Annotated in this window: 13 protein-coding genes, 2 pseudogenes and 1 CRISPR repeat array; of the genes and pseudogenes, 6 read left to right on the top strand and 9 right to left on the bottom strand. The window is 60.6% G+C overall.

Annotated elements, in window-relative coordinates; translation table 11 throughout:
* Window positions 1-174 precede the first annotated feature (174 nt).
* Window positions 175-1,212 (bottom strand): DUF5692 family protein, encoded by a 1,038-nt coding sequence (locus O3669_RS02380; RefSeq protein WP_371523498.1) that lies wholly within the window; start codon window positions 1,210-1,212, stop codon window positions 175-177.
* Window positions 1,212-2,249, bottom strand: a complete 1,038-nt coding sequence (locus O3669_RS02375) for a hypothetical protein (protein WP_371523497.1) — start codon at window positions 2,247-2,249, stop codon at window positions 1,212-1,214. Before O3669_RS02375 ends, O3669_RS02380 begins: the two co-directional genes overlap by 1 nt.
* Before the next feature lie 169 nt (window positions 2,250-2,418).
* On the opposite strand from O3669_RS02375, the gene O3669_RS02370 reads away from it, so the two are divergent.
* Window positions 2,419-3,708 carry a DUF5692 family protein gene (locus O3669_RS02370; RefSeq protein WP_371523496.1) on the top strand — a complete coding sequence of 430 codons (1,290 nt, stop codon included), beginning with the start codon at window positions 2,419-2,421 and terminating at the stop codon, window positions 3,706-3,708.
* A gap of 379 nt (window positions 3,709-4,087) precedes the next feature.
* Window positions 4,088-8,263, top strand: a complete 4,176-nt coding sequence (locus O3669_RS02365) for a S8 family serine peptidase (RefSeq protein ID WP_371523494.1) — start codon at window positions 4,088-4,090, stop codon at window positions 8,261-8,263.
* A gap of 1,678 nt (window positions 8,264-9,941) precedes the next feature.
* Here the strand turns inward: O3669_RS02365 and O3669_RS02360 are convergent.
* Both O3669_RS02360 and O3669_RS02355 read right to left on the bottom strand, forming a co-directional pair.
* On the bottom strand, window positions 9,942-10,232 hold the full coding sequence (locus O3669_RS02360) for an IS30 family transposase (RefSeq protein WP_371523493.1): 291 nt from the start codon (window positions 10,230-10,232) through the stop codon (window positions 9,942-9,944).
* Window positions 10,233-10,336: 104 nt separating this feature from the next.
* Window positions 10,337-10,954 carry a transposase gene (locus tag O3669_RS02355; RefSeq protein WP_371523491.1) on the bottom strand — a complete coding sequence of 206 codons (618 nt, stop codon included), beginning with the start codon at window positions 10,952-10,954 and terminating at the stop codon, window positions 10,337-10,339.
* Between the two features lie 124 nt (window positions 10,955-11,078).
* Window positions 11,079-13,137: a CRISPR direct-repeat array (repeat unit 36 nt; unit sequence GTCTTAATGCACCTTTTGGCGCTCGGTGCTTTCTGA).
* A 1,273-nt stretch (window positions 13,138-14,410) separates the two neighbouring features.
* Between O3669_RS02355 and O3669_RS02350 the strand changes: the two are divergent.
* The 4 genes and pseudogenes from O3669_RS02350 to cas2 all read left to right on the top strand — a co-directional run.
* Window positions 14,411-14,938 (top strand): annotated as a pseudogene (locus tag O3669_RS02350) (CRISPR-associated endonuclease Cas1); the annotation flags it as partial.
* A gap of 73 nt (window positions 14,939-15,011) precedes the next feature.
* Window positions 15,012-15,206, top strand: a pseudogene (locus O3669_RS02345) (CRISPR-associated endonuclease Cas1); the annotation flags it as partial.
* A 101-nt stretch (window positions 15,207-15,307) separates the two neighbouring features.
* Complete coding sequence (locus O3669_RS02340) at window positions 15,308-15,601, top strand: CRISPR-associated endonuclease Cas1 (protein WP_371523529.1); 294 nt, start codon at window positions 15,308-15,310, stop codon at window positions 15,599-15,601.
* Complete coding sequence (gene cas2, locus O3669_RS02335) at window positions 15,598-15,879, top strand: CRISPR-associated endonuclease Cas2 (RefSeq protein WP_371523490.1); 282 nt, start codon at window positions 15,598-15,600, stop codon at window positions 15,877-15,879. Before O3669_RS02340 ends, cas2 begins: the two co-directional genes overlap by 4 nt.
* A 66-nt stretch (window positions 15,880-15,945) precedes the next feature.
* On the opposite strand, the gene O3669_RS02330 is transcribed toward cas2, so the two are convergent.
* The 5 genes from O3669_RS02330 to O3669_RS02310 are packed head-to-tail and all read right to left on the bottom strand — an operon-like array spanning window position 15,946 to window position 25,649.
* Window positions 15,946-18,117, bottom strand: coding sequence for an RAMP superfamily CRISPR-associated protein (locus tag O3669_RS02330; protein ID WP_371523489.1), 2,172 nt, complete (start codon window positions 18,115-18,117; stop codon window positions 15,946-15,948).
* A 2-nt stretch (window positions 18,118-18,119) separates the two neighbouring features.
* Window positions 18,120-18,707, bottom strand: a complete 588-nt coding sequence (locus O3669_RS02325; protein WP_371523488.1) for a hypothetical protein — start codon at window positions 18,705-18,707, stop codon at window positions 18,120-18,122.
* Window positions 18,704-21,523 carry an RAMP superfamily CRISPR-associated protein gene (locus tag O3669_RS02320; RefSeq protein ID WP_371523487.1) on the bottom strand — a complete coding sequence of 940 codons (2,820 nt, stop codon included), beginning with the start codon at window positions 21,521-21,523 and terminating at the stop codon, window positions 18,704-18,706. The genes O3669_RS02325 and O3669_RS02320 overlap by 4 nt, the downstream gene beginning before the upstream one ends.
* Entirely contained in the window at window positions 21,520-23,637 is a 2,118-nt protein-coding gene (locus O3669_RS02315; RefSeq protein ID WP_371523486.1) for an RAMP superfamily CRISPR-associated protein, read from the bottom strand. The genes O3669_RS02320 and O3669_RS02315 overlap by 4 nt, the downstream gene beginning before the upstream one ends.
* Window positions 23,634-25,649, bottom strand: a complete 2,016-nt coding sequence (locus tag O3669_RS02310; RefSeq protein ID WP_371523485.1) for a hypothetical protein — start codon at window positions 25,647-25,649, stop codon at window positions 23,634-23,636. The genes O3669_RS02315 and O3669_RS02310 overlap by 4 nt, the downstream gene beginning before the upstream one ends.
* Window positions 25,650-25,657: the final 8 nt, after the last annotated feature.

Below are 25,657 nucleotides of genomic sequence, written 5' to 3'. Positions count from 1 at the left end.
CCACCAAACGGACACAACGCCGACGGTAGGCGGGGACGCGGAGAACTCGCGCTGAGAGGCAAGAGCCGTCGAAACGCCGCGAGAGGTGCAACGTGCGGGGGCCGCGCACTGATGATGTGCGCGACCCCCGCCAGCAAGAAGCTCCCCACAGAGGGGCTCATCCGTCAAGGACACCTATCGTTGATCCGTAGCCACGAACCCCGCTTCCTCGGGCGTCGTGCCCAGGCGCGCGGCGATGAGCTCCTTGTCCTTGTCGGACGCGAGGTCACGGACCCACGAGGCGTAGGTGGCCTCGTCGGCGTGGACCTCCTGCGTGAGCGGGTTGCGCCGCTTGGAGACGATGGTGCGCACGTGCGCGCCGAACACCCACATGTTCGCCACCAGCGCCGCCGCCGAGAGGATGAGCATCGCCCAGGGGTTGTGGGCGCTGCGGTGGGCGAACATCGAATCGTGCATGAAGTGCGGGAACGTGAGCACGACGCCCGACCACAGCGTGAGCGTGTACGCGCGGTACTGGATCCATGCGCCGCGCCCGAACTTCATGAGCACGGGGATCGTGCACGAGGCCAGCAGCGCCACGCCCGAGTACCACGCCCGGTCCGCCAGGCAGTTGTACACGTACGCGAGGTTCCACAGGTCGTAGGCGATGATCCACCCGATCGTCAGGTCGCCCCAGATGAGGGCGCGTTCCTTGCCCTTGGAGACGAAGATCCCGACCCACCCGGAGATCGCGAGCAGGTTCAAGATGCCCGCAATGCCGTTCATGACGTTCCACGGCCCGCCCCACGTGACCATCCCCTGCGAGGGATCCACCCCGTGAATCCCGTAGCACTGGAAGTCGCGCACCACGGCCTCGGCGATATTCACCGCGAGGATCGCGGGCGGGATGATCAGGTACCAGCGGTTGTAGCGCAGCCTCGGGAAGACCTGCAGGGCGACGAGGCACAGGGACCCCGCCAGCGCCGAGTACTGTTTCACGATCGGGAACCAGCCCGCCGAGGCCGTCCCCGCCGTCGAGTGCGGCCACCAGAAGATCGTCAGGGCGATGGGCACGATCACGAAGAGCGCGAGGACCACCCACATGTTGCGCTGAGCCAGCCACGCCCCGCCCGCGAGGAGGGCGACGACGAGGAAGAGCATCGCGTAGTCCCACCACTGGCCGACCTCGAAAAAGAAGAGCGTCGGGTAGTCCGGGGGAGTGACGGCGCCCATCAGCGTTGCTCCTTCCCCCAATTGGGCAGGTAGGTGCGTTCCATCTTCTGGCGGATCTGCTCCTCCCAGGAGAAGGCGGGCTCCCTCCAGCCCTCGAAGTAGGAGGCGTCGACCTCGCCCGCCCACGGGCTGTCCGCGCCCGTCGGCGGCCACGACGGGTCGTCGGTGACGGGCGGGCGGATCTCGGCGACGGCCGGAGCGGACCGGCCGTAGCGGAACCACTGGGTGAAGGTCTCCTCGAACAGGGGAGTGCCGTCGTAGCGCCCGGCGGGCGTGCCCGAGTTGAAGAAGCGCCCGCCCAGCATGCCGCGCATGAATCGGCCCGTCAGGTGCTGCTTCTTCTTGAACTCGAGGACGCGCTTGACGTAGAGGTTTTGCAGGTGGGTCATGCATCCGCCGATGAACTCGATGTTGATCCAGTTCAGGGCTTTCATGGCGGGGGAGGCGGGCTCGTAGCCGATGCGCCAGTGGTTGATGAGGCGCGTGCGCCCGCCCGACAGGGGCACCATGTAGAAGCACCAGGCGGCCGCGAAGTTCGTCATCCCGGGGAAGCGGAACGCGTAGGAGCCGGGCGCCTTGGGCGGGTTCTTCGTGTCGACCCACTGGACCATGTACTTGCCGGGCACGACGTCTGCCCACTCCATCGACATGCCGTGGAAGTCGAAGGCCGCGATGTCGCCGGGCACCATCGAGTCGGGCTGCTGGAACTCCTCCTGGATCTCGTAGGAGTTGAAGAAGGGCAGGCGCGCGAAGACGCGCTCGAGGAACTCCGAGGAGAAGGACCCGGACTTTTCCGCGCCGATCTGCTTGAAAAGACGCCACACCGCGTAGGCGGGCGCGTCGATCGTGATCGCGTAGGTCGAAGAGTAGCCGTTGTCGTAGTTGGCGTCGATGAGGTCATCGCCCGGGTAGTGCCAGGCCTGCTCCTCGGGCGTGGCCTTCCCGCTCAGCTGGCTGAAGGCGTACATGCCGCCCAGGAGCGCGGCGGTTCCGGTCAGGCCGGCGGCGCAGAGGGTACGACGGGGTAGGCGTGTCATGAGTCCTCCTCCTTGAGGAAATTGACGAGGGGTGCTCCCGCTGGTGCGGGCCTTGGGGGAGCCCCGGCGCGTTATGGGATTCCACGGTGAACCCCGCACGCTAGGTTAGTGTTTGGGACTATGATAGCCGACAACTATTAGCCCGGTTGCACATTCAAAGGAGAATGCTGTGGACTCGCTTTTCCTGTGGGAGCTTGGGACTCCCAAGGTGTACCTCATCTGGCTGCTGGTGCTCGCCGCCCAGATTCTCGTCGCGGAGATTAACCGGCGGTGGAACTGGACGATCTTCGCCGTGTGGACCGTGGGCGGCATCGCCCTCATGCCCTACGCGTGGATCCATGGGACCCCGATGGTGGGCTGGTTCCCGTTCGGCAAGTACGCGATCATGATCCTGACCGCCACCATGACGGGCACGGTCCTGGTCTACGCGAAACGCAACCCCGTCAAGGCACACAAGTACGCGATCTGGCTGGGCGTGGCCCTGTGGATCGGCCTGGCCGTCAACATCATGGAGGCCAACATCCGCGACCTGACGATCTACTTCAACGCGGATGCATACTACGCGTGCGGCGCCGACTGGCAGTGCCTGAAGGGCGTCAACGACGCGCACACCATCGATATGATCGCAGGCCTGCCCGAGGCGCGCGGCGTCACCGCCGAGCTGCACTCCGCCCAGTGGTACCAGGAGGTCGCCGCCAACCTGGAGGCCCGCCACGTCGGCATCGACCCGGAGACGGGCTTCCGAACGATCGGCGGCTACTGGAACCTCCTGTCCGCCGCGGCCGGACTGCTCAACATCATCACGATCACGGGCCTGGGCAAGATCATCGTGACCTCGCCCGGCAAGCGCGACGTTCGAGGCCTCATCTGGGTGGACATGGTGTGGCCGTGGGTGATCGCCTACGACCTGTGGAACCACGCGTTCTTGTACAATTCGCTGGCCGACTACACGTGGTACTGCACGCTCGCCCTGCTGCTCGCCTGCACGATCCCCGCGTTCACGTGGGCGAAGGGGCAGTGGATCTGGTTCCGCTGCTTCACCCTGGTCTTCTGGATCTCTATGAACACCCTCCTGCCCGAGGTCTTGGTCCCTCCCTCGGACATCTTCAACTTCGCGACCATGGACCCGCGCGCGAACATCGCGTGCGCGGTGGCCGCGCTCGCGGCCAACGTCGCGCTGTTCGCCTACTGGCTGTACAAGATCGTGGTGTACAAGAGGAATCCGATCACGGGCGTCCTGTACTGCGAGCTGGGCGAGTTCCGCACCATCGTGCGCGAACACTGCGATGACAAGGACAAGTACTTCCTCGTCGACCGCATCCCCGAGACACCCGAGGAGCTCGGCTTTGAACCCGACTCACCCACTCCGCCGGGCGATGGCTACCGCGCGTGGATGCCGTGGTGGAAGGGTGAGGACCGCCGTCACCCCTCCAAGCGGACGGCGCGTTTGCGGGAGTAGCCCTCCCTGCGCGGTCATCATCGACGAGGCCTCCCCGGGCGTTTTCGGGGAGGCCTCGTTCGCGCGTGTGCGAGGCCTGGGCCGCCTCCGCGGGCAGTGTGTCGTGCGGGGGAGGGCATGGGATATGGGAGGGCAGTAGGCGGTGTCAAGCAGGTGCAGATGCTTATATGGCATATGGTCACGGTTTGGGTGTTTATGTTTTGGCATATGGTGATTGCGTGAGAATTATTCAAGTAATTATTTGGCTTGTATGTCGGCGTAAACACTTGTATATGGATGACTTGCCTCTGTGATTTGTGTGTATTGACAAACCTGTGGATCATGGTTACTGCGTGGACGAAGTTGTCCGCGCGCAGTGACAATTGAAAGTCGAGGAACTATGCGCCGCACTATTGCACGCATTGGCCTCGCCGCGGCCCTCGCTCTATCGATGAGCGTGGCCACGGCGACCGCCCCGCCCACCAGCGCCGACGACAACGTCGGCTTGGTCGCGCCCGCCAGATCCAGCGCGGGCCTCATGAACTACGCCATCAACCTCGATCCCAACGCCGGTGAGAGCGAGATGGCCACTGCTATCGACCTGATTCCCACCGTCGGTGGGATTCTCATGACGGACTACCCACAGTTGGGCACCCTTTTTGCCCAAAGTGAGTCGGCCTCGTTCGCGCCCGACCTGGCTGCCGCCCTGGCGAAGGCTGGGGTGAGCGTCCATTCGATTGGTCCGACCCGCGTCGCCGCGGTGCCTGACATCGAGCGGTTCACGAACCCGCTTCCGCCCCCGGATGCCGCCGCCGCGCCTGACGCCGCCGCGGCCGCGGACGCCCCTGACGCGGACGCCCCTGACGCGGATGCCGCCGACGCGGATGCCGCCCCGACGATTCCGGGCCCGAACAGTCCCGTTGCCTCGTCCGGCACGAACTGGGGCGCCGAGGCCATGGGCGCCAAGGAAGCCGCCGCCGTCGCCGTGACGCGCGCCCCGGTGACCGTGGGCGTCATCGACACCCGCATTGACGACACGCAGCCCGACCTGGAGGGGCGGGTGGATACCGAGCGATCCGTCTCCTGCGCCGTCAACGGCGTCGCGAGCCCGGTTGAGGGGCCGATGGAGGGCGGACCTGCCCACGGCACGCACACCGCCGGCATCATCGCGGCCAACCACAACGACATCGGCATGGACGGTATCGCGCCGGAGGCGACTCTCGTGTCGATCAAGGCCGTCAACGACAGAGACAAGCTGTACCCCGAGGCCCTCGTGTGCGCCTACGAGTGGGCCACAAGCCACGGGGTGGACATTATCCACAACTCCTTCCAGATGGACCCGTGGGTCTACTGGAACCCGACCGATCCCGAGCAGGCCGCTGGCCTGGAGGCCGCTGAGCGCGCCATTCACCGCGCCCAGTCGCGCGGGCTCGCGGTGATCGCCGCCGCCGGTGACCGAGGCGTTGACCTCGACCATCCGACGACGGACAGTGACTCGCCCACCGACGCGACTCCCATTCCGAACCGCTCCGTCGAAGGGGCCCGGATGGTGCCCGCCATGGTCAGCGGCGTCGCCACCGTCGCCTCGGTCGGCAAGGCGGACTGGGACGACCACTCGCTGCGCGCGACGCTGACGCGCTCGGAGACGTCGAACTACGGCGCATCCGTCGACTTCGCGGCGCCGGGTGAGTCGATCTACTCGACCTACCTGAGTGGGCGCGTCCCCCAGATCTACGGATCCGCCTCGGGCACGGCCAAGGCCGCCGCACACGTTACGGGCGTCGCGGCCCTCGTGAAGTCGACGCACCCCATGCTGCCCGGCGAGCAGATCATCGACATCATGCGCAAGCAGGCGGCCAGGGACTACGGGCGGCTCACAGCCCCGGCTGACGGCAAGGAATACCGCGGGTGGGGCTTCCCCGATGCTCTGGGCGCTGTGCTGCGTGACCAGGCCCAGCCCATGATTCGTGGCGTCCAATACCGCGTCGGCGACGGCGAATGGACGGACCTTCCGCGCGCGGTCCTGCCCGCCGAGGTCGTGCAGATGCGCGTGACAGCGCACGCGCCGGTGTCCTACCTGAACCTGGACGTCCCGGGCGTCACCTCCGTGTCCACCGACTCGGAAGCGGGATACATTGCTGAGCCCCTGGTCCTGGACGCGGACGAGGTCGACCTGCGTCAGGTGATACCTGACGGCCAGGAGTACGTGACCCTGCGGGCCGTCGTGTACGCCGAAGGCCTGAACTACGACAAGAACGCCGACGACGACGTCAGCGGCGAGATCGCCTTCACGGTCGCGCGCGACCCGAACGCCGTGCCCGACCCGGACCCGGCTCCCGGCCCCGGGGACGACCCCGCGCCCGGCGAGCCCGTCGCCCCCGGCATCATCTCGCCGGACCTGCCGATGCATCAGCTGCCCGCCAACTACGCCGTGAACCTGGCCGCGGGAGCGGATGAGGCCACCTTCGAGCGCGCGGTCGCCAAGGCCTCGTCCATGGGAGCGCTCGTGCTCGCGCAGTACCCGGCCTTCGGCACGTTCTTCGTCCAGTCGGGCTCGCCCACCTTCGCCGGCGACCTGGGTGGGGAGCTGTCCGACGCTGGCATTTCGTTCCACTCGGTGGGGCCCACCCGCCAGGCGCCGGTGCTCGGTAACGAGGCTGTGCTGCCCGTCGAGACCGCCGGAGGGCCCGTGGTCGCGAGCGGGGATGCTCCTGCCCCGGCCGGGCAGTCGCCGGTGATCGTCGGCGGCGTCTTCCCCGACCCGCCGGGCGATAACCAGTGGCACTTGAAGGCCATCGGCGCGCTGGACGCGCAGGGCGTGGACGTCATGCGCGCGCCCGTCACGGTCGGTGTCATGGCGGACGGCTTAGAGCACACGATTGTGGACATGTACGATCGCGTCGACTTCGACAAGTCCGTGTCCTGCAACGTCAACGGCATCCCGCTGCGCGCACCCCAGGTGTGGGGCAAGGCGGGCGCGACGCTGGGCACCCAGATGGCCTCCGCGATCGCCGGACGCGGCGTCTCCAGCGGCGTACCCGGCGTGAACCCGACGCTGAGCGTCGCCGCCATCGACGTGGAGTCGCCCATCAACGGGCAGCATTACCCCGAGTACCTCGTGTGCGGCTACGTGTGGGCCGCCGATCATGGCATTTCGGTGACGACCACCTCTTACGCGGCGGACCCGTGGAAGTACTGGATGCCTCACGAACCCAACCAGGCTGCGGGGCGCGAAGCCATGCGCCGCGCCATCGACTACGCGGCGTCGAAGGACGTCATCAACGTGGTGGACGCGGGAAGCGGAGGCATTGACCTGGATAATCCGCCGATCAAGGATTCCTCGTCGCCCACCGATGCGTGGGCGCCCTACGAGCGTGACTCGTGGAGCGGCCTGACCATCCCGAGCATGATGGACAACGTCGTACCCGTGTCCAGCCTGCGCCTGGTGGACGGGCAGGACCCGGCGACGGGCATGCTCGAGCCCTCATTCACCACGAACTGGGGCAAGCAGACGGTCGCGTTCGCATCCCCCGGCGAGAACGTGTACACGTCGCAGACCTGGGACTTTGGGTCGTCGGGCGGTGTTGTGAAGAATTCGTCGATGGCCGCTCCCGTGGCCGCCGGCGTGATCGCGACGCTGCGCCAGGTGCACCCCGAGATGGATTCTTCTCAGATTCTCGAGCTGGCTCGCAAGCAGGCTGGCGCTCCCGCGAATTGGGATCGCCTGTCCGCTCCCGAGGGCGAGCGCGAGTACCGGGGCGCGGGCCTGCTCAGCGCCTCGGACGCGGTGCTCAAGGACCAGGCTCGGCCCGTCGTCGGGGACGTCGAGTTCTCTGCCGACGGTTCGACGTGGGCGCCGCTGGCCGGGCAGAGCCTGTCCGGGCGCGTGTCCCTGCGCGTGACCGTGACCGGGTCCGTCACCTCGGCACGGTTGCTTGTCGGCGGCAAGGAGGTCGCGACCGGGCAGGGGAGCGGTGAGTTCTCCGGATCCGGCGTGACCCTGCAGGCCGACGGCGTGGACCTGTCGCAAGCAGTTGCCAGTGGGTCGGGTTCTGGTGGCGCGTCCGTGAGCGTCGAGGCGTTCGGGCGTAACTCCGATTCTCGCGCGGACGACGACGTCACGGTGTCCACCGCGTTCACGGTTGTGTCGGGGGATGGTTCGGGTTCCGGTTCTGACGCCTCTGGCGTGGCCGAGGCCGGGGCTGGGCGCTGGGTCACCAGTGCCCGGGGCACGTGGTGGCGTTACGACGACGGCACCTTCCCGAAGAACGTGCGCCTGCGCATCGATGGGAAGGTGTATCGCTTCGATGCGCGCGGCTACGTGGTGACCGGCTGGTCCCGGGTGGACGGCAAGTGGTCCTACTACGGCGCCGACGGGGCGCAAGCCTTTGGCTGGACAAAGATCCGAGGCACCTGGTACTACCTGGATCCTTCCACGGGGTGGGTACACACCGGCTGGCTCAAGGACGGTGACCATTGGTACTACCTGACGCGCTCGGGGGCCATGGTGACGGGCGTGCGCTGGATTGACGGCACGCGCTACGTGTTCGACGCCGCGGGCCGACTGCTGACGTAGGTGTTGGTAGCCTGACGGATTCCGGGTGTCGGATTCCGGCTGTCGGATACCGGCTGAGACGCAACGGGGCCGCGCACGACAACTCGTGCGCGGCCCCGTTGCTATGCGTCCTGTGATGCTCGGTGCTTTCTGACCCTTCCCGACGGACACGTCACCGGCCCCGACCTAAACCTGGTCTTACTGCACCTTTTGACGCTCGGTGCTTTCTGACCGTGATGGGGCCGTCCTACTGGGTGAGGCCTGGCGAGTCTTAATGCACCTTTTGGCGCTCGGTGCTATCTGACCAGACGACTCTTCAAAACGAGGAGGCCAAAAAGAGGTTCAAGGTCTTAATGCACCGTTTGGCGCTCGGTGCTTTCTAACCCAGGAAAGAGTCCCTCATAGAGCTCACAGACCGTCAGTCTTAATGCGCCTCTTGGCGCTCGGTGCTTTCTGACCATCCCTAACCCGCTCCCAGACGGCACGATCATGTCTTAATGCACCTTTTGGCGCTCGGTGCTTTCTGACACCGCTATGGGTGAGTTCACGCCAGCCCACTACTACGAGTCTTAATGCACCTTATGGCGCTCGGTGCTTTCTGACGCTGCGTCCGACGCCACGCAGAAGTTCGCGGACACACTGTCTTAATGCACCTTATGGTGCTTGGTACTTTCTGACTTCCCAGGCCCCAGTCTCGCCGGTTCCGTGTCTCGGTGCCGTCTTAATGCACCTTATGGCGCTCGGTGCTTTCTGACACACACAGCGCGGCTATGAGGTTAGTACCATTGTTGGTTCGTCTTAATGCACCTTATGGCGCTTGGTGCTTTCTGATGACAAGATCGAGAACACTGCTCACTCGGAGGGTAACGAGTCTTAATGCACCTTATGGAGCTTGGTGCTTTCTGGCATGCTTACACATCGCCTTCGGGTGTTAGCTGGAAAGCGTCTTAATGCACCTTTTGGCGCTCGGTGCTTTCTGACTCACTGTGTTCAACACAGCCAATGACTGGAACATCAATTACTAGTCTTAATGCACCTTATAGCGCTTGGTGCTTTCTGACACGTTCAAGTTCACGCTTGTCCAGGCGCTCGCCGTCGAGTCTTAATGCGCCTTGTGGCGCTTGGCGCTTTCTGACCCCAACTAGGTACTGACGTTCGAGGATTCGATTTCCAGGTCTTAATGCACCTTTTGGCGCTCGGTGCTTTCTGACAATCCTCGCCGTAACCGGCATGATAACACTCCTTATAGGTCTTAATGCACCTCTTGGTGCTCGGTGCTTTCTGACAATCATTCCGATTCTGTGGGAGAGTACCCAAATTCCTGGTCTTAATGCACCTTTTGGCGCTTGGTGCTTTCTGACCCCGAAAACATCAAGTTCGGGTGGACCAACGATAATGGGTCTTAATGCACCTTTTGGTGCTCGGTGCGTTCTGAGGCGGTTCTGGTGGCTCTGGCGTCCTTCGCGCTTGGTGTGTCTTAATGCACCTTTTGGCGCTCGGTGCTTTCTGACATGTTGAAGCTCAAGCTTATGACGGCAATCCTCACCGTGTCTTAATGTACCTTTTGGCGCTCGGTACTTTCTCACGGTTTGATTCTACTCCTTCTAGGAGACACCTACTTGGTCTTAATGCACCGTTTGGCGCTCGGTGCTTTCTCACTCCAAGAAAACGGGATGCTGAGCATGGTAAATCGGCGGTGTCAATGGGTGGTAGCAATGAGTTGGTTGAATGCTTCTGTGGGGGTGTGGTAGCTGAGGGTGGTTCTGGGGCAGTTGCCCGGTTCGTGGGCGATGGCGTCGAGGTAGGGTTGGTGGCTGGTGATGGGGGTTCCTTTGGGCAGGTAGCGGCGGATGAGCCGGTTGGTGTTGTCGTTGGTTCCTCTCTCCCCGGGGCTGTGGGGGTGAGCGAAGAACACGTCCACGCCGGTGTCGTGGGTGAGGCGTTGGTGGCGGGCCATTTCCCGGCCTTGGTCCCAGGTCAGTGTGCGCATCGCCCCTTTGGGAAGGCCCTGGATGCGGCGGGTGAGTGCGCAGGACCTGGTCGGCTTTGCGTCCCAGGGGCAGGGCGACGATGATCAGGTAGCGGGTGGTGCGCTCAACCAGGGTCGATGCTCGCGCTGGCTCCGTCTTGGCCGATGATCAGGTCGCCTTCCCAGTTGCCCGGGATTTTCCGATCAGAAATGTCAGGGCGCTCGTCAATCAGTCGCATCCCAACGATGGGGGGTTTGCGCCCGCTTGCTGGGGGTTTCTTGCGCATCCACCGGCGCGAGGGCAAGCAAATGCCGTGTTCGATGAGCGTCTTCTTGGGGTGGGCGTAGATCCACGTGTAGATCGCCTCGTGGCTGATCGTGTGGCCCTGGGCGTCGGGGGAAGTATCCATGGAGGGCAGTGTGCCACACGCCTCCTCTCGCAGGCGCCCGCTGATCTGGCGGGGAGTGTGCCCCTGGGACAAATCAGCAATTACACGGTCGCGAAGAACCTCGTCGAGGTCCAGGAGGCGCTTCTTCGGGCGACGCCTGGCCGCGCGGGCTGCCTTGCCGGCTTCCTCGGCCCGGTACTGCCCGTCAGGGCCCGTATGACGGGCGATCTCACGGCACACCACCGAGGGGCTACGCCCAATCATGTGCGCGATACGCGTCTTGGACAAGCCCACATTCACCCCCGCCATGATCGCCGCGCGATCCCAGGCACCAAGCATCCGACGACACCCCATGATCAGCCTCCAAACAGCATCACCGCTACACGAAAATTGCTTACACCCTATGACACCGCCCACCGTTTGGTGCTCGGTGCTTTTTGACCACCCGCCCCGACCACTCCCACGCCCGCAACTCCGGGTCTTAATGCACCTTATGGCGCTCGGTGCTTTCTAACCCGTCGTAACGGATACTCTGACCTCCCCGGGTCAGGCGTTGTCTTAATGCACCTTTTGGCGCTCGGTGCTTTCTGATCTGATTGACTGGTTGGTGCCCCGTGGATGGCTGCGGTATGGGGTCTTAATGCACCTTTTGGCGCTCGGTGCTTTCTGACGTGTTTCGACATGGCAGGCGAGATCGACGCTATCGGGTCTTAATGCACCTTATGGTGCTTGGTGCTTGGTGCTTTCTGACAAGAAGTACTACTACCAGATGATGCTGTATGGTCTTGGGTCTTAATGCACCTTATGGCGCTCGGTGCTTTCGGACATTCTTGACTCGATCCCCAATATGGTAGACCGCGCTATGTCTTAATGCACCTTTTGGCGCTCGGTGCTTTCTGACATTACACGTGCAGACACGTTGAATCACTTCGTGTTCAAGTCTTAATGCACCTTTTGGCGCTCGGTGCTTTCTGACACAGAAGCGACACCCACAGACCAAAAACCTACCACGTCATAATGCACCTTTTGGCGCTCTTTGCTTTCTGACTTCAATGCTCACTTTTCGCGATCCTGTCTGCAGCAAAGTCTTAATGCACCGTTTGGCGCCCGGTACCTTCGGACCTGGTCATCGACTTCGGGAACTCGGAAACCCGAGTGTCTTAATGCACCTTTTGGTGCTCGGTGCTTTCGCACCCCACAAGGCGCAGGTGACCATGCGATTCAGTCAGGAGTCTTAATGCACCTTTTGGCGCTCGGCGCTTTCTGACACTTCGATGACATGGGGTTCGGACTCACGATGTCAGCCGCGTCTTAATACACCTTTTGGTGCTCGGTGCTTTCTGACTGAGCAAGACCAACGCTGACCTCGCGTTCATGGCGGGGTCGTCTTAATGCACCTTTTGGCGCTCGGTGCTTTCTGACTGATCTCGTCACGGGCGTGGCGATGTACTCGCACTGGTCTTAATGCACCTTTTGGCGCTCGGTGCTTTCTGACCCTGGTGGCGTGTACACATGGAGAGCTCCCTAGCTCCGTCTTAATGCACCTTATGGCGCTCGGTGCTTTCTGACATGGATGTGGCGGAGTCTGAGGATCAGATCCGTGAGGGTCTTAATGCACCTTTTGGCGCTCGGTGCTTTCTGACACGCTCAGGAGAGCTGTCCGGTAGGCGGCGGTTGCCCGTCTTAATGCGCCTTTTGCTGCTTGGTGCTTTCTGACAAGGATGCCCTGTTCGTCTACCTGGAAGTAGACGCGGTGTCGTAATGCACCTTTTGGCGCTCGGTGCTTTCTGACCGATAAGGCTCAGGAGGCCCGCGAGAAACTCTACGACGGGTCTTAATGCACCTTTTGGCGCTCGGTGCTTTCTGACCACGCCTACATTGCTGCTCTGTCTTGCACCAAGGAGGTCTTAATGCACCTTTTGGCGCTCGGTGCTTTTTGACCAGCTACCGCCCAAGCATCACCTGTACGCACTCTGCGAGTCTTAATGCACCTTTTGGCACTTGGTGCTTTCTGACAGGAATCGAAATCACCAAGAAGGGACGCATTCTCAAAGATTCTTAATGCACCTTTTGGCGCTCGGTGCTTTCTGACTGCCACATGGGTATCATCTGTACGCCCTGTGCGATAAGTCTTAATGCACCTCTTGGCGCTCGGTGCTTTCTGACATCACCTCAGCAGTCGCAAACAATCCCGGGTGTCGTTCTTAATGCACCGTTTGGCGCTCGGTGCTTTCTGACCGTCAAGGCGTACGGCGGCGGCGTCTCAGAGGACAAGTCTTAATGCACCTTTTGGCGCTTGGTGCTATCTGACCCAAAGAGGACAAGGTCCCCACGGAACGACAGAAGAAGCCGTCTTAATGCACCTTTTGACGCTCGGTGCTTTCTGACAGGTGAATACCTGCAGAAGGGGGATCTCCACTCCGCATGTCTTAATGCACCTTTTGACGCTCGGTGCTTTCTGACCGACGACACAGCTGCGGCCATCGCGTCTCTTGCGTCTATCTTAATGCACCTTATGGCGCTCATCTTGGAGGGTTGTTAGAAAATATCGCATGCAATTCGGCTTCCACTCCTTCAAGAGTTGAAGCTGCATCGTTGAGATGTCGCGGTTTTCGCCGTTCATTGAAGTTTGAACTAAGGGAATTGCATGCGAAATTCTTGGGCGCTCGGTGCTTTCTGACTCGTCTCCCTGTACGAGAACAACCTCGTCGCGATCCGGTCTCAATGCACCTTTTGGCGCTCGGTGCTTTCTGACCGATCCGTTTGAGCCACATGGTGCGCAGAACTTCACGTCTTAATGCACCTTTTGGTGATTGGTGCTTTCTGACGGAATCTCGTCTTGTGGAAAATTCCCCCTTAACGCTGTCTTAATGCACCTTTTGGCGCTCGGTGCTTTCTGACGGAGTGTCAGAGGCACCTTCCTCAGAGGATCGAAAATGTCTTAATGCACCGTTTGGCGCTCGATGCTTTCTTACAAGAAGACGTTTTACGTCTTCAAGTGTGCAATGAGGAAGTCTTAATGCACCTTTTGGCGTTCGGTGCTTTCTGACTTGCATGGACAAGTTCTACAGCTCAGTCATCATTGAGTCTTAATGCACCTTTTGGCGCTCGGTGCTTTCTGACTGCCCTGCGTGTCGCACCCCTGTGACCAGGGAAAACGTCGTACCGGATAGCCAGTGGCCGAAAAAGCACCCCTCCGACCAGCAAGCACGAGGCCAGATTACCAGACGTTTCGTTGCGACTGCTCGCATCGCCGCGGAACGCCTGTGGGGCCGACGCTGTCCCGGAAATCGCCGCCATCGTCGGCGTGTGCTCCTCCATAACGCTTCACACTTGTAGAGTAACCGCAAGGTTGTTGAATGGAAGGACAGACAATGACGACATCCGCCATGCATCGCCGCACTTGACGCGAACACGATCGCAACGGCGGACGCTATCGCTCGGGCGCTCCTGGCCGAATCGGTGCGCGAAACCCTCGGACGCCGCCTCGCCGCGGAACGCCCCCACGGCACCTACGACGACACGCGCGCAGGACACGACGCATTCAGCAGGGGAGTCATAGACGACTATGACCACGACAATGACCACCTCGTGCGAGCCACCATCTGAGTCGCCGACCCGGGCCTCGTGTCCTGTGCGGGACTCGCGGCACTGGGCCTGCCCGACACCGACGCCCCCATTATCGACGAACTCGCCCGGGCCTCGGACCCCACCTCGATCGAGCGCACACTCGCTGACGCGGCGCTGCTCGAACTTGACAGGTACGCGACCGGTCGAGGCGTGCGCTACTCGCGCGTCGGAACCACCCTCATGCTCGCGGCGCCAAGCGAGCAGCGCTTGGCGGAGGCCATCGACACCGTCGCCGCCGCGGCCATCAACACGGGCGCGCGCGTCACCGACGTGACGACCCAGTACATCGACGAGGAAAGAGCCCTCGCGAGCGTCGGCATTGACCTATGGACCGCCAGGCCCGGCGACGAACCCACGGGCCAAGCCGACCGCATCCTCTACGTCGGCCGCGACGGCGCACGCGTGCACGTCAAAGCGGGCCGCGTCCTCGTCGACGCGCCCGGCTCACTGCCTGCCACCTCCGTCCCCAAAAACAGCGTGACGCGCATCGTCTTATCCGGAAACGTCGGCCTGTCCGCCGGCGCGCGCTCGTGGGCGATGCGCAGTGGCGTCGATGTCGTGTGCCTGTCGCGGCGAGGCTCCTACCAAGGCGCCCTCATCGGCGCCAACAGGGGAGCGCACGCCAGTCGGATCCTCGCGCAAGTGGCCCTCGTCGGCGACCGTGAGCGGCGCGTCCGCCTGGCCGCCAGTCTCATCGGCGCGAAAATCCGTGGCCAAATCCACGTCCTCACCCGCATCGCCCGACGCGACGAAGCCGTGCACGTCGCCGACACGACCGCGCATGCACGCGTGGCGTCGCTCCCTCGCGGGCGCGCGCACACTCGACGAAGTCATGGGTATCGAAGGCGCGTGCTCCAACGCCTACTTCGACGCGCTCTCCGGGTGTGTGCCCGCCGACGTCACCTTCGACGGGCGCAGCCGACGACCACCCCGCGACCTGCCCAACGCCGCCCTGTCCTACGGGTACGCGATCCTCCTGTCCGAGTGCGTCGGCGCGCTCCACGCCGCCGGGCTCGAACCGTTCCTCGGCATCGCGCCGCGCCCAGCGACAAGCGGCCCAGCCTGGCGCTGGACCTCATGGAACAGTTCCGCCCACTCCTGGTCGACCAGACCGTCATGGCGCTCCTGCGCGCACGCAAACTCCGGCCCGAACACGGCGTCGTCGAGGCCGAAGCCGGGGGAGTGTGGCTGGGCGGCGACGGCAAGAAGATCCTCGTCGACGCGTACGAGGCCGCCTGCCAGCGATCCGTCACCGGCGCCCTCTCCGGATATTCGGGGTCGTGGCGCAGACACATCGCCCACTCCGCGCAGATGCTGGCGCGCGCCATCGCCGAGCCCGACTACCCGTGGAACGGGATCGCCTGGCGATGATCTACATCATCGCCTACGACATCGCCGATAACAAACGGCGGATGCGCGTCGCCAAAACACTGGAATCCTGGGGCTACCGCATCCAAGAATCCGTATTCCAGCTTCGCCTCGACACCGCAACGCTGGCGCGCGTGCGTTTGTTGCTGGCCGCTCTCATCTCCGACGCCGAAGACGTCATCCACATCTACCCCATCTGCTCATCCTGCGCCGACCGCGCCGACATACTCGGCGCGGCCATAGCGCTGGACGATGTGGGGTTGTGTCGGGGAGTGTGGTGAGGGGCTGGCGCCGCGGGGGCTACACGGATCGTGTAGCCCGTACAGGTGCATTCACTTAAGCGTGCGTTACGGTTTTCTCCCTACTGACATAGGTATCTCCCAGTTATCCGCAGCCAAAGATGTGGGTGCTACAGCGTGTCCTTTCTTTGAATGGCCGGTCTTACTATCCGTTTCGTTATTCCATTTATTTTCATTAAGATGCATGTAACGAACGGGATGCTCGTCCGAATAGCCGATGCAAGAGCGCATGAATGCTTTTGCTGAAACTGTCTTAGTAAGCAGTTCGTAAAACTCTTGTGCCTGCTCAATGAACGTGTGATAGTTCCAACCTGAATCAGCGTCGGCGAGTAACTCGCTCGGAGCTCCAAAGCATCCATCAAGGTGCTTATAGTCATTAACGAGACCCCAGTGGTCCGTATCCTGTCTGGAGGTTCTATATATCGAATATTGGCTACAATCGACTTTAACGACGCCAAGGCCAAGTGCTTTTCCTGTTCCCATGCGCAGGTAAGCCGTTTGTCTGCTGTGTGAACTGCTTGCCCATGCACCGAGTTGCTCGGAATTTACGATTAGTATGAGAACGCGAAGTTCCGAAGTTGAGAGTCCTTCGAATCTAAGCGTGCAATCGAATGTCTGTTTAGAGGGAATCCATGCGTTGATGCGAGTTTGAACTCGTATATTTGACGTATCAATATTGTTGCCGCTCATAGAATCCTTGTAATGCTCATAAGTTGCGCGCTTTAAGAACCCGTCACGACTCTCAAGATCTTGAGAGCGAAATGGGTAAGCGGCGGCGCCAAGCATGTCTCCCATTGAGTAATAGTATGGGCGATCCCTGCCACTAATCAATTTTCCATTCGCGTCTGTAAGAAAGCGCCTCGCTGATGACGCTTTAGGGGCTAAAAGCGGGTGCAACACCGGTCGTTTCCTGCTTTGGAATTGAACGCTGTCGGTTGAAACGGATGAGATCGTAATGCGCCCTTTGAGTGCAGCAGTGTTGGAAGTGGTGTCTGGAATCTGTTCTGCTGTAAATCCGAAGAGGTGATCTGCTGGTGATGCTTCGTCCGCTTTAGAAGCTGGGAGTATCTGCTGTGCCTTAGCGAGATCTCGGGGTGCGCGCGGATAATTGCGACGACCAACCTCCGTGGGGAGTATCTCGATGATGGAATCGCTGCCATCCAGACGTGCATAGGCTAGGAGTCCGTTGTGGTTGATCTCTTCGGTCAGGCCGCTATTATTGCGCTCGTGCACGAAGCGGCTTGCATTCTTGGGGCGCGTCTCTCCATCTTCACTGTTGTAGGCATAGGAGAGTATCACGCGATCATATGTTGCGGCGATTTCTGGTCGGATGTCGATGCTCCGTCGTGATGAGCTCTCGTCAAAGAATATGCGTTCAGAGTTCTTTGTGCTGAATATTCTTTCGTTGGTTTTAAGTAAGTCATCTGGAGTTGTTGCATAGAACCAACCTTTGTATCCGCTTTCCATGTTCTGGCGAGTATTTGACTCTTCATCGGTTCGGGGGTCTGTATCATTGTCTAGGTTAATTTTAGCTGCTATGTTCTCTGGGAGTTCAAGGGGCTTGTAGGTGCTACGTTCGTCGTCCCAAATTGCAGTAACTACATAGGTTGAGTCGACTGGCGCCGCCTGAAACCAGACCTCACTATTATGCTTAATTTCAAGGTTGGTATTCAGCTTTCTACTACCATCAAATGTGTATACTTTGGCGAATCGTGCGTTGTTGGGTCCATATAGTAGGGTACCTCGATGTGTTCCGCTTTCGTATTCGCTATCTAAACGAATTGGGATCAGATTGTTTGCGGCGGCCGGGTCTGCGCGATAAGTTAGTGTGTCGCTATGGTCCCCAAATATCCTAAAGCGGGATGCCGTCATTCGTTCGTAAGCATTTGCAATCATCCCTTTTATCATTGTTGCCGGTATTATAGGTTTTCCTGTTGTGGGGTCGATCTGTAATTCGATTTCTCTCGGTTGACCCTCGGATCTGTCTTGTTCTCCAAAAATGAGCGCTGTCATCGTTTTGATCGTGAGGTGCATTTCTCCGGAGAATGTGTCGGCGGCAAGATGATCCAATGTCACTGGTGTTTTATCTACCAGGAAGTTACTCAGTTCGTTGCTGCCATTATTTCTTGGGCTGCTGGCGTTTTTGCTAGTTGCTGCCGAAGGTCTAATGACGGGAATTGAGTTGACGGATGAATGAAATTTGAATCTAGTATCAGTCATGGCTATTTCCACTCTCCTGTGAATAGCTGGTCGACTACGACCGTGTTTCCGTACTTATCTTCTTCTCGAATGAACTCGACTGCCGTCATCGGCTTTGTAGCGGCGTGTGCCTGGTCTTCTTCCTGACCGGTGGTTGCTTCCGAGGCAGAATCCGCGTTATCGCTCGCAGCAGACTCATGCTGCAGATAGCTCACCTTGTTGGCCCATCCGCTGACATATGGCTTCCCTGACTCCGATCCTTCGGACGATGCCTTGGTTGTGTTGGCGGTGAGCGTCAGCTCAACGGCACCCACGCCGTTCACCCACCGGAATTCGTGAGCAAGCGTTGAGTCTGCGTTGTCATCGCCAATGACCTGCCAGATACGTATCTCATAAGTGCGTTCGTCATCGAAGCGTGCGGACTTCACATCCGGTATTTGACGCGCGCCGTTGGTTGCCCACCCAATGCCGACGAATTTCTGCTCGTTGAACTTTGTGTCGATGTGCGCAGCAAGCGCACTAGCACTATCGATGATGTGATTGGTGGTCTTTAGGAGGCAAGGGACTCGGTTTGCTACGGTTGCGCAGTTATCGATATTCGTCTCATTCATTGCTTGTCGCTCTCGTTAGAATCTGAGGCCTCATTCGAGGGATCTTCGAGCTTTTGTAAACGATCAGCCCAACCCTCATACGAGGGTTGTTCCTCTGTCTTGTTTCTCAGATACGCCAGAAGTGCTGTTGCGCCTCCGCGGGCATCGGCTTCACTGCTATCGTTGCGTTTCCACAAAAACGCTTCTTTCGGGGTATTTACGACGTGACCATCAGCGCCAGACACGCTGAGGCTCGTTACCTCAACTTGGCCGTGGCCTCGAGTTGTCCTGCCTCCGAGCGGAAGCGTGCCCGCGCTGAGTTCCGCTAGGGCGATACACAGGAGACACCAGGACGCTCGGGCGAAGGGTAAACACTCGTTGAGTGATAAGCCCCCGATACCCGAGTCGGTCTTCACGTTCTGAAGAAGACGTGCGGTGTCAACCTCGATCACGATGTCATTCCACGTCGCGTGCGGATAGGTCACCTCGTTGAACAGGAGCCCCTCGACGACTCCGCCTGTCCACCGGTCGATTGCATTATGAGTGACCGTGACGGATGGTCCAGTGTCCTTTGTCGTACAGTCTCGGACTCGAACTGCCCCACGATATTCGGTGGTACCGAACATGTAACGCACGAGCCGTGGTTCTTTGGCCAGTTGCTCGTGAATATCGATGGGTACTTGGTTCTCTTCGCTATCCGCCTGAGTGAAGCTCTCGACCTGTGATGGGGGATTATCGGCATACAGTACCGTTCGAGCGATCCGCGAACACCTGGAGCGCAGCGCACCGCGAATTGAGGTACCGGGGATCAACAGGGGAGCTGTACTGTCCGCCGTGCTTTTGCCAGCAGTCTTAACCCTCAGGGGATGTTGGGTATTTCCGTCATCTGACTGAGGGTCGTGTACGAACACACCGGTTGGTGAGTTCCAGCTGATCCGCACCTGCGTCGGTCGAATACGTTGAGCTGCAGAGCTCTCTTGATCGCCATCGGATTCTGAGCCCACCCACTTTCGAATCAGATTGATTGCAGTGTGCTCTGCCGATGTCACCTCCGGGCACTTCTCACCGAAGGCTGAGATTACGCTCGTCAGAATATTTCGCGCAAAGTCCGTACGAGCCTCGTGCACCTCGTGAGAATCTTCGGGGTGATCGGGCCCCTCGAAGGGAATCTCAACTGGTGACGTAGCGTCTGGCAATCCGATGAAAGATACTCGGGAGACATCGATGAAGCCGAGACCCCCGCCTGTCCCTCCTCCAAGAGGCAGGATTCCCTCGCAGAGGTCGGTGACGGCCATGGTCAGGAGAAGGATAGCTGCTCGCATGCGGATCTTGAAGCCTGGAAGCTCGTAATCCTTGTCTGATGACGAGGGGGCTGGAAGCGCGAAACCACCAGGGTCCTGGCGAATATTTCGGCAGAGTTGGGCGTGGTCAACGTCGATCTGAATCGAATCCCATGTGGCATGCGGATACAGCAGCTCCGAATACAACGCTCCGTGGGCAGCGCTTCCTGTGACTCGGTCGATCGCGTTGCGTGTGAGCTTCAAAGGCTTATCCTTTTCCCCTTGTGTTGGGATATGCCCCTCGCAGTCGTGGACGCGGACCGTTCCCCGGTACTCGGTTGTCCCGAACAAGTAACGCACGAGGATCGGATCCGCGGCGAGCTGCTTGTGCACATCCTCCGGCATCCCGAGTTTGTCACAACCTTCGCTGTCACTGACGATGCTGCGAGCAATGCGAGAACAGTGGGACCGCAACGCCCCGCGGATCGACGTGCCCGGAAGTAGCAGCGAGGCCTTGTCCTCATGTGCGACTTTCGGATAAGTAGCATCCCCGTGATCGGCGCGATGCTTGTCATCGAGGTGCCAGTTGCGCAGTGGCGCTGCGGGTACCGTGTCTTCTTCCGAGGATTTGATGCCGTCGGGTTTGTTCATTCCGACGAATAATCCCGCCGGAGCCTGCCACTCAATCTTGATGTTGGTTGATGCAGATTGACGGTCCAGGTTCTGGTGAGGCTCGATGTATACAGGCGAGTGCTGGTCGAGTATTTGAGCAAGAGAGCTAGCTGGATCCCCCTTTTCGCTCTGTGAACCGGGGACGACTACCAGCTTGCAGTCATACCTAGCATTCTCGTTGAGCGGTTCGATGCGACCCCAACCGGCCCCTGTCCTGCCTCCGAGGCTGATGCACTTGCCGTGGAGGAGAGTCACGACCGCTTGCAGGGCTCTCTCAACGAGAGCAGGAGGCGCAGGCGGGGTCCCCTTTGTTTCCTTGCTCGGTGTTGTGGACTGTCCATCCTTGTCTTTTGTGGAGCCTGGGGACTTGTCCTGGGCTTCGGCACTGACACGGATATCGAAAGTCGTGTCCACGGGCAGGTACTCGTACGCGAAAAGTGCACCGTCTGCGGCCCCGCCGGTGGCGCGGTCAATGGCCGTGCTCATGCGGTGGGGGAGGTCACCACTAGCGCGGTCCCATACCACGGCGTGGTGGAAGGTGAGGGCGCTTGCCCGCAGTGGGAGGGATTTGTCGGTTCCGATGCCACGTTGCTCTTTGCGAGTACCGACCTCCCGACGCATCTCACCGCCCCACAGGCTCTTGAGCTCTTCCATGCTGAAGCGAAGCTCATTCATGTGTTCTTCAAACGCGGCACGAATGGCTCCCTTGATGGAGCGACCCGGCAGGATTGCCTCGCCCAGCCCATTGCGCACGAAAGCGTTCGGCTGCACAGTCCGGCCGTCCTCGTCGGTTATGGGGCGTTCAGGTACCTCATCGACGCCGCCGGAGTGCAGCGCAGAGACAACGCGCACGGGGATCGACATGTCGTAGCGGAAAATGGTCATGAGGCAGCCTCCGTTGATGCTGTAAAGCTCTTACTCTTGGTCTTGAACAAGGGCAGTGTCGCTTCCGCCAGCACGGGGGAGTCCACGACGAAGCGACCGTATCCCTGGGGCGTCAGCTCACCGACGCCGATATGCCCGAGTGCCTTGAGCGACCCCAGATCGTCCGGGGAGATACGCACTCGGACTACTGAACCCGCTTGGATCGCCAGCCGCGTGGCGCGAGGCGCGTTATCCCTCGGCGACCACGAGTCCACGCGCCGGTGTCGGATCGCAGTCAGAATCCGTTTGCGATTCTTGTCGTTCGAGTCCTGATTGGAGAGCAAACGAGGCTTTTCGTCAGTGCTCTCCTGAACGACCGTGACCGGAACGTTGGCTCGCCTGAAGGCAAGCTCCAGATCCTCAACGCTCCCGCCTAGCCCCAGAGCGCTCGACCGTGCGAGCACGTCGGACGTGAACCACAGCGATACTTCGTTGGTGGATTCAGAGGACGAGGCCTGGGTTCCCTCATCGGTGACAGGCCCCTCTACCGGGGGCGGGGTACTTCCCACTTTGGTGAAGGTACTGCCCACAGTGCAGCGGGCACGCCCGAATGTGCCTGTGAGCTTGCGGGATCCGAGGAAGGCTGACTGCTCAGCAATACCGAGGTCGAGCGTCAGAGGTGAGTCTTCGGATGAAGCATCGGTGCCGCGAAGCTCACTCAGTAGTCGTTTCGACACAACAACCGAAGCTCGCAGTTTCAACCCGGCGGGCAGGGCGCGCACGAGGAACAACTGGCCGTCTTTCGCTGCACCCGTCTCCGAATTGATCGCCGTCGACTGTCGACCGATCAGCGAGGGCTTCCCGATCCAGCCCGTGACGGAAGCACCGCTCGAGTCAACGAATACATAGCAGCCACGTGTCGGGATCGTGTTCTCGCCGCACTCCTGATCGTCAATGGGAATATGCCTGTTGAAGAGCGTGCGGGGTTCTTCATCGTCTTGTTTGTCCTTGGGTTTGTCCTCGGGAACCTTCTCATTCTCCAGAACAAAAGGAACGGGCAAACCAGGAGTTTTCTCGTAAACCGGAAGTGCATCGCTGATACGTAGGTCACCGCTGATAATAGCGGATTTCACGAGGTCACTGCCCCCCTGATACTTCTTGCGCAGGAGGTTGTGCAGCCACGGGACCAACACGGTTCCGCGCAGGAAGTCCAACGAACGGACCTCGTTCGAGAAAGGGACCTCGTAGGAGACAACCGGAGTATCAAGAACGATGTCGAGGGCCGTTTCGTACCAGGTCGTGTCACCGGACTCCGACTGCTGAAGGCAGGGCATTGCGATGTCTTGGGGGCTGTTCTCCGGAAGATTCGGCGCGTCTGGGATCTGCTTCAAGCTCTTCTGAGCGCGGCACCGCAGTTGATCTGCGACGGTCGCTACATCTTTCGACGAATATGTGATGCTATCGGGGTCGTTACTGTGGTTCTCGAGGATCCGTGCAAGCGCTTCGCTGGCGTTCTCCTCCTGCTGGTCGATCTTCACGTAGTCCTTATCGCTGACCACGACCGTGCACTCGCCGTCGCCTCCGCTGCGGCCTGAGCCGATGCCTCGGACCATGAGGCCCGCAACCCCCAGGAGGAAGTGCGCGGCCTTGATCGTCGTTTTATCGGAGATCTCAGCTCCGGCCTCGTCGATGAGGGTGAACGTGCCCGTGAGGACGCCGGCTGCCGCGCGCTCCGTGAAGCGTAGGAACTGGTTGCGCGCCGTCCCCGTGGTCGGGTCGATGGAGAGGGACACCGTGTCGTGGATTGGGATTTTCGAGGCCGGGGTTGCGTCCGAGAAGAGAACGTGACGTGGGTGGGAAGTTGAGCCTGGCTCGCTGTTGGGGTCCTGGCCGAAGAGCCACAGGGCAAAGCTGGTCCACTTCCCCTCCTTCTGCCCGTCGAGGGCCTTCGCCGCCAGCATTGCCTGCTCGCGCAGTACACCCGTGATGACCGTGCCGCGCACGACCGGCTTACCGTTGCTGCGCTCGATTGTTGAGTGCGTGCGCCCCGCCTGGCCAACGCCTGTCGACACGCCCCAGTCGGACGTGAACACGATGGTCACGTGGCCGCTCGCGGTAGGTGAATTGGTGGTCACTTGGCACCTCCTTTGGTGGAACCGTCTGCTGCTTCCGGTGAGCCATCGCCGTCGGCGTTCCTGCCAATCCGCGAAGTGAGGTAGCCGTCGGGCAAATTCCCGGACAGGTCGATGAGGTCCAGGAGCCACTTGATCTGCTCGAGGGATTCGCCAGCCTCATCGGAGCTCGATGAGTGAGGCGAGAGAAGCTTCAACTGTCTGGCAAGGAGTCCAGCACTGGGGGCATTCTGTAGCGCGTCGCCCCACTCTGTTGCGGCCTGATCTTCCTTGCCTTCCGCGAGGAGTTTGACGATACGGTTCGCGCGGGCACGCGGGAACGGGTCGCCGGTGGTCTGCGTGGGGTAGTCCGGTTTCTTGCCGTCGAAGGCGGCGACCGCCTGAAGGATGCGCGCCCAGGAGGATAATGGTTGCGGAGCTGCGATGGTTGTTTCCTCGGCCGAGGTCGTGGTTGCGTCCCCGATGCGCTGCGGCGCGTAGTGACCGATCAGGAAGGGACGCTGCGTGCGGCCCTTGTGCTCGTTTAGCGTGTCCTCCGGGTTGAGGACCGTCGCGTCGCGCAGGACGTGGAAGTCGATCGTCGAGCAGGGGACCGTCCCCGGCTTCTTGCCAAGCGTCTTTCCTCGCGACACCAGCTCTTCCGCCAGGTCGTAGGCGATGTGGAACGGGAAGTTGCGGCCCACGATGGCCACGCCCGCCGAGGCCGTCAGGGGTCCGGGGCTTTGAATGATGTAGTCACCGATTTCGAAGTGGTCCCGTTCTGGTGCGTCGGGCTTCTTTCCTCCAGCAACAATGGCGAGAACTGACAAAAGATCGTCGTCCTTCGTTAGCTTCTCATAGTGGCGGATGTAGGCTTCGGCAAAGGGGATCGCGTAGCGTCCGTCCGTGTAGACCGTGACGTCGTCGCCGCCGACCAGCACGGGAACCACGGGAACGAGATCAATATCGTCATCGTTGGCGAGGTATTCAACGTCGGCCCACGAGCGCGCAACCGCCTCTTTGACGATACCGTCAAGACGGTAGTTCACCTCCATGATGAACCATTGGAAGATATTGTTTTCGTCGGGCGTACAGGGGTTTTCTTCCCTCCAGTATGCCGCGGGCTTGAGATTGCTGAGGTTTCCCTCAACCGTGTTGAATGCCTCGCCGAGGTCACGCATAATCGCGCCCACTCCGTTGCCGTCGATGTGGATGACCCCGACAGAGGAAAGGCTAGCGAGCGTGCCCTGAGAGTTAGCTGCTTGAGGTAGGTCTTGGAATGCTCCTTCAAGCTGGAACGGGTCTTCGTTAAGCCTCTCTATTGTTTTCGGCCATTTGTCAGGATTATCTGGCGACCAACGTGACGCAACCTCCTGGAGCTGAAGGCGTCGAGCTGACCGTGACCACGCGCGCTTGATACGCGAGGGGAGGGACAAGGTGTCCTGCGCGTCTTGGTCTGTCTGCGTAGGTGGCGAAAAATTGGTGTCGTCGTCGGTGAGAAGGGGAACTTTGAGTGTTTCCCTTGCGTAGTGGCGCATCTCCCTGCAATCGTCTTCGGAGAGTTTTGGTGATGCGGGAAGAGCAGACTCTGATCCTCGTTCCAGGAACGGGAACTGCGGGAAGCGTGCCGCCGCCGGGCGGCGGTTCAGCGAGTACTCCAAAAAGACATGATCAAGCTCCTTCAGGTCGTCCGCATCTACCGTGTTGGATGTCGCCTCGATGAAGACTCCCGTGACGTCGAGGCCCGGGGCGTCAGTCAGCGCACGGAGCGTGACCTCTCGGATCAGTCGCTTCGCTAATTCCTTTGGATCGCCATCAGTGTCTCTGAAGCGGATGATCACCTTGCCGGACGAGTTGGAAACCCAGAAAAAGGGTGGAAGATCATCTGTGTCGAGGATCTCTTTCGCTTCTTTCTTAACCCAATGGGACAGCAGAGTGATCTCGAAGGACGCGCCGATCTGCTCGCGCAGGCGAGGAGACGAAAAGATGAACGACTGATTGCTGTTCGTCTGCAGCATGACGAGGTAACTTGTCATGACGGGTT

Source organism: Pauljensenia sp. 20925_1_34 (assembly GCF_041432775.1).
Classification (GTDB): Bacteria; Actinomycetota; Actinomycetes; order Actinomycetales; family Actinomycetaceae; genus Pauljensenia.
Note: the sequence above shows the minus strand (reverse complement) of the source record. Positions and strands in the feature narration are given on the sequence as shown.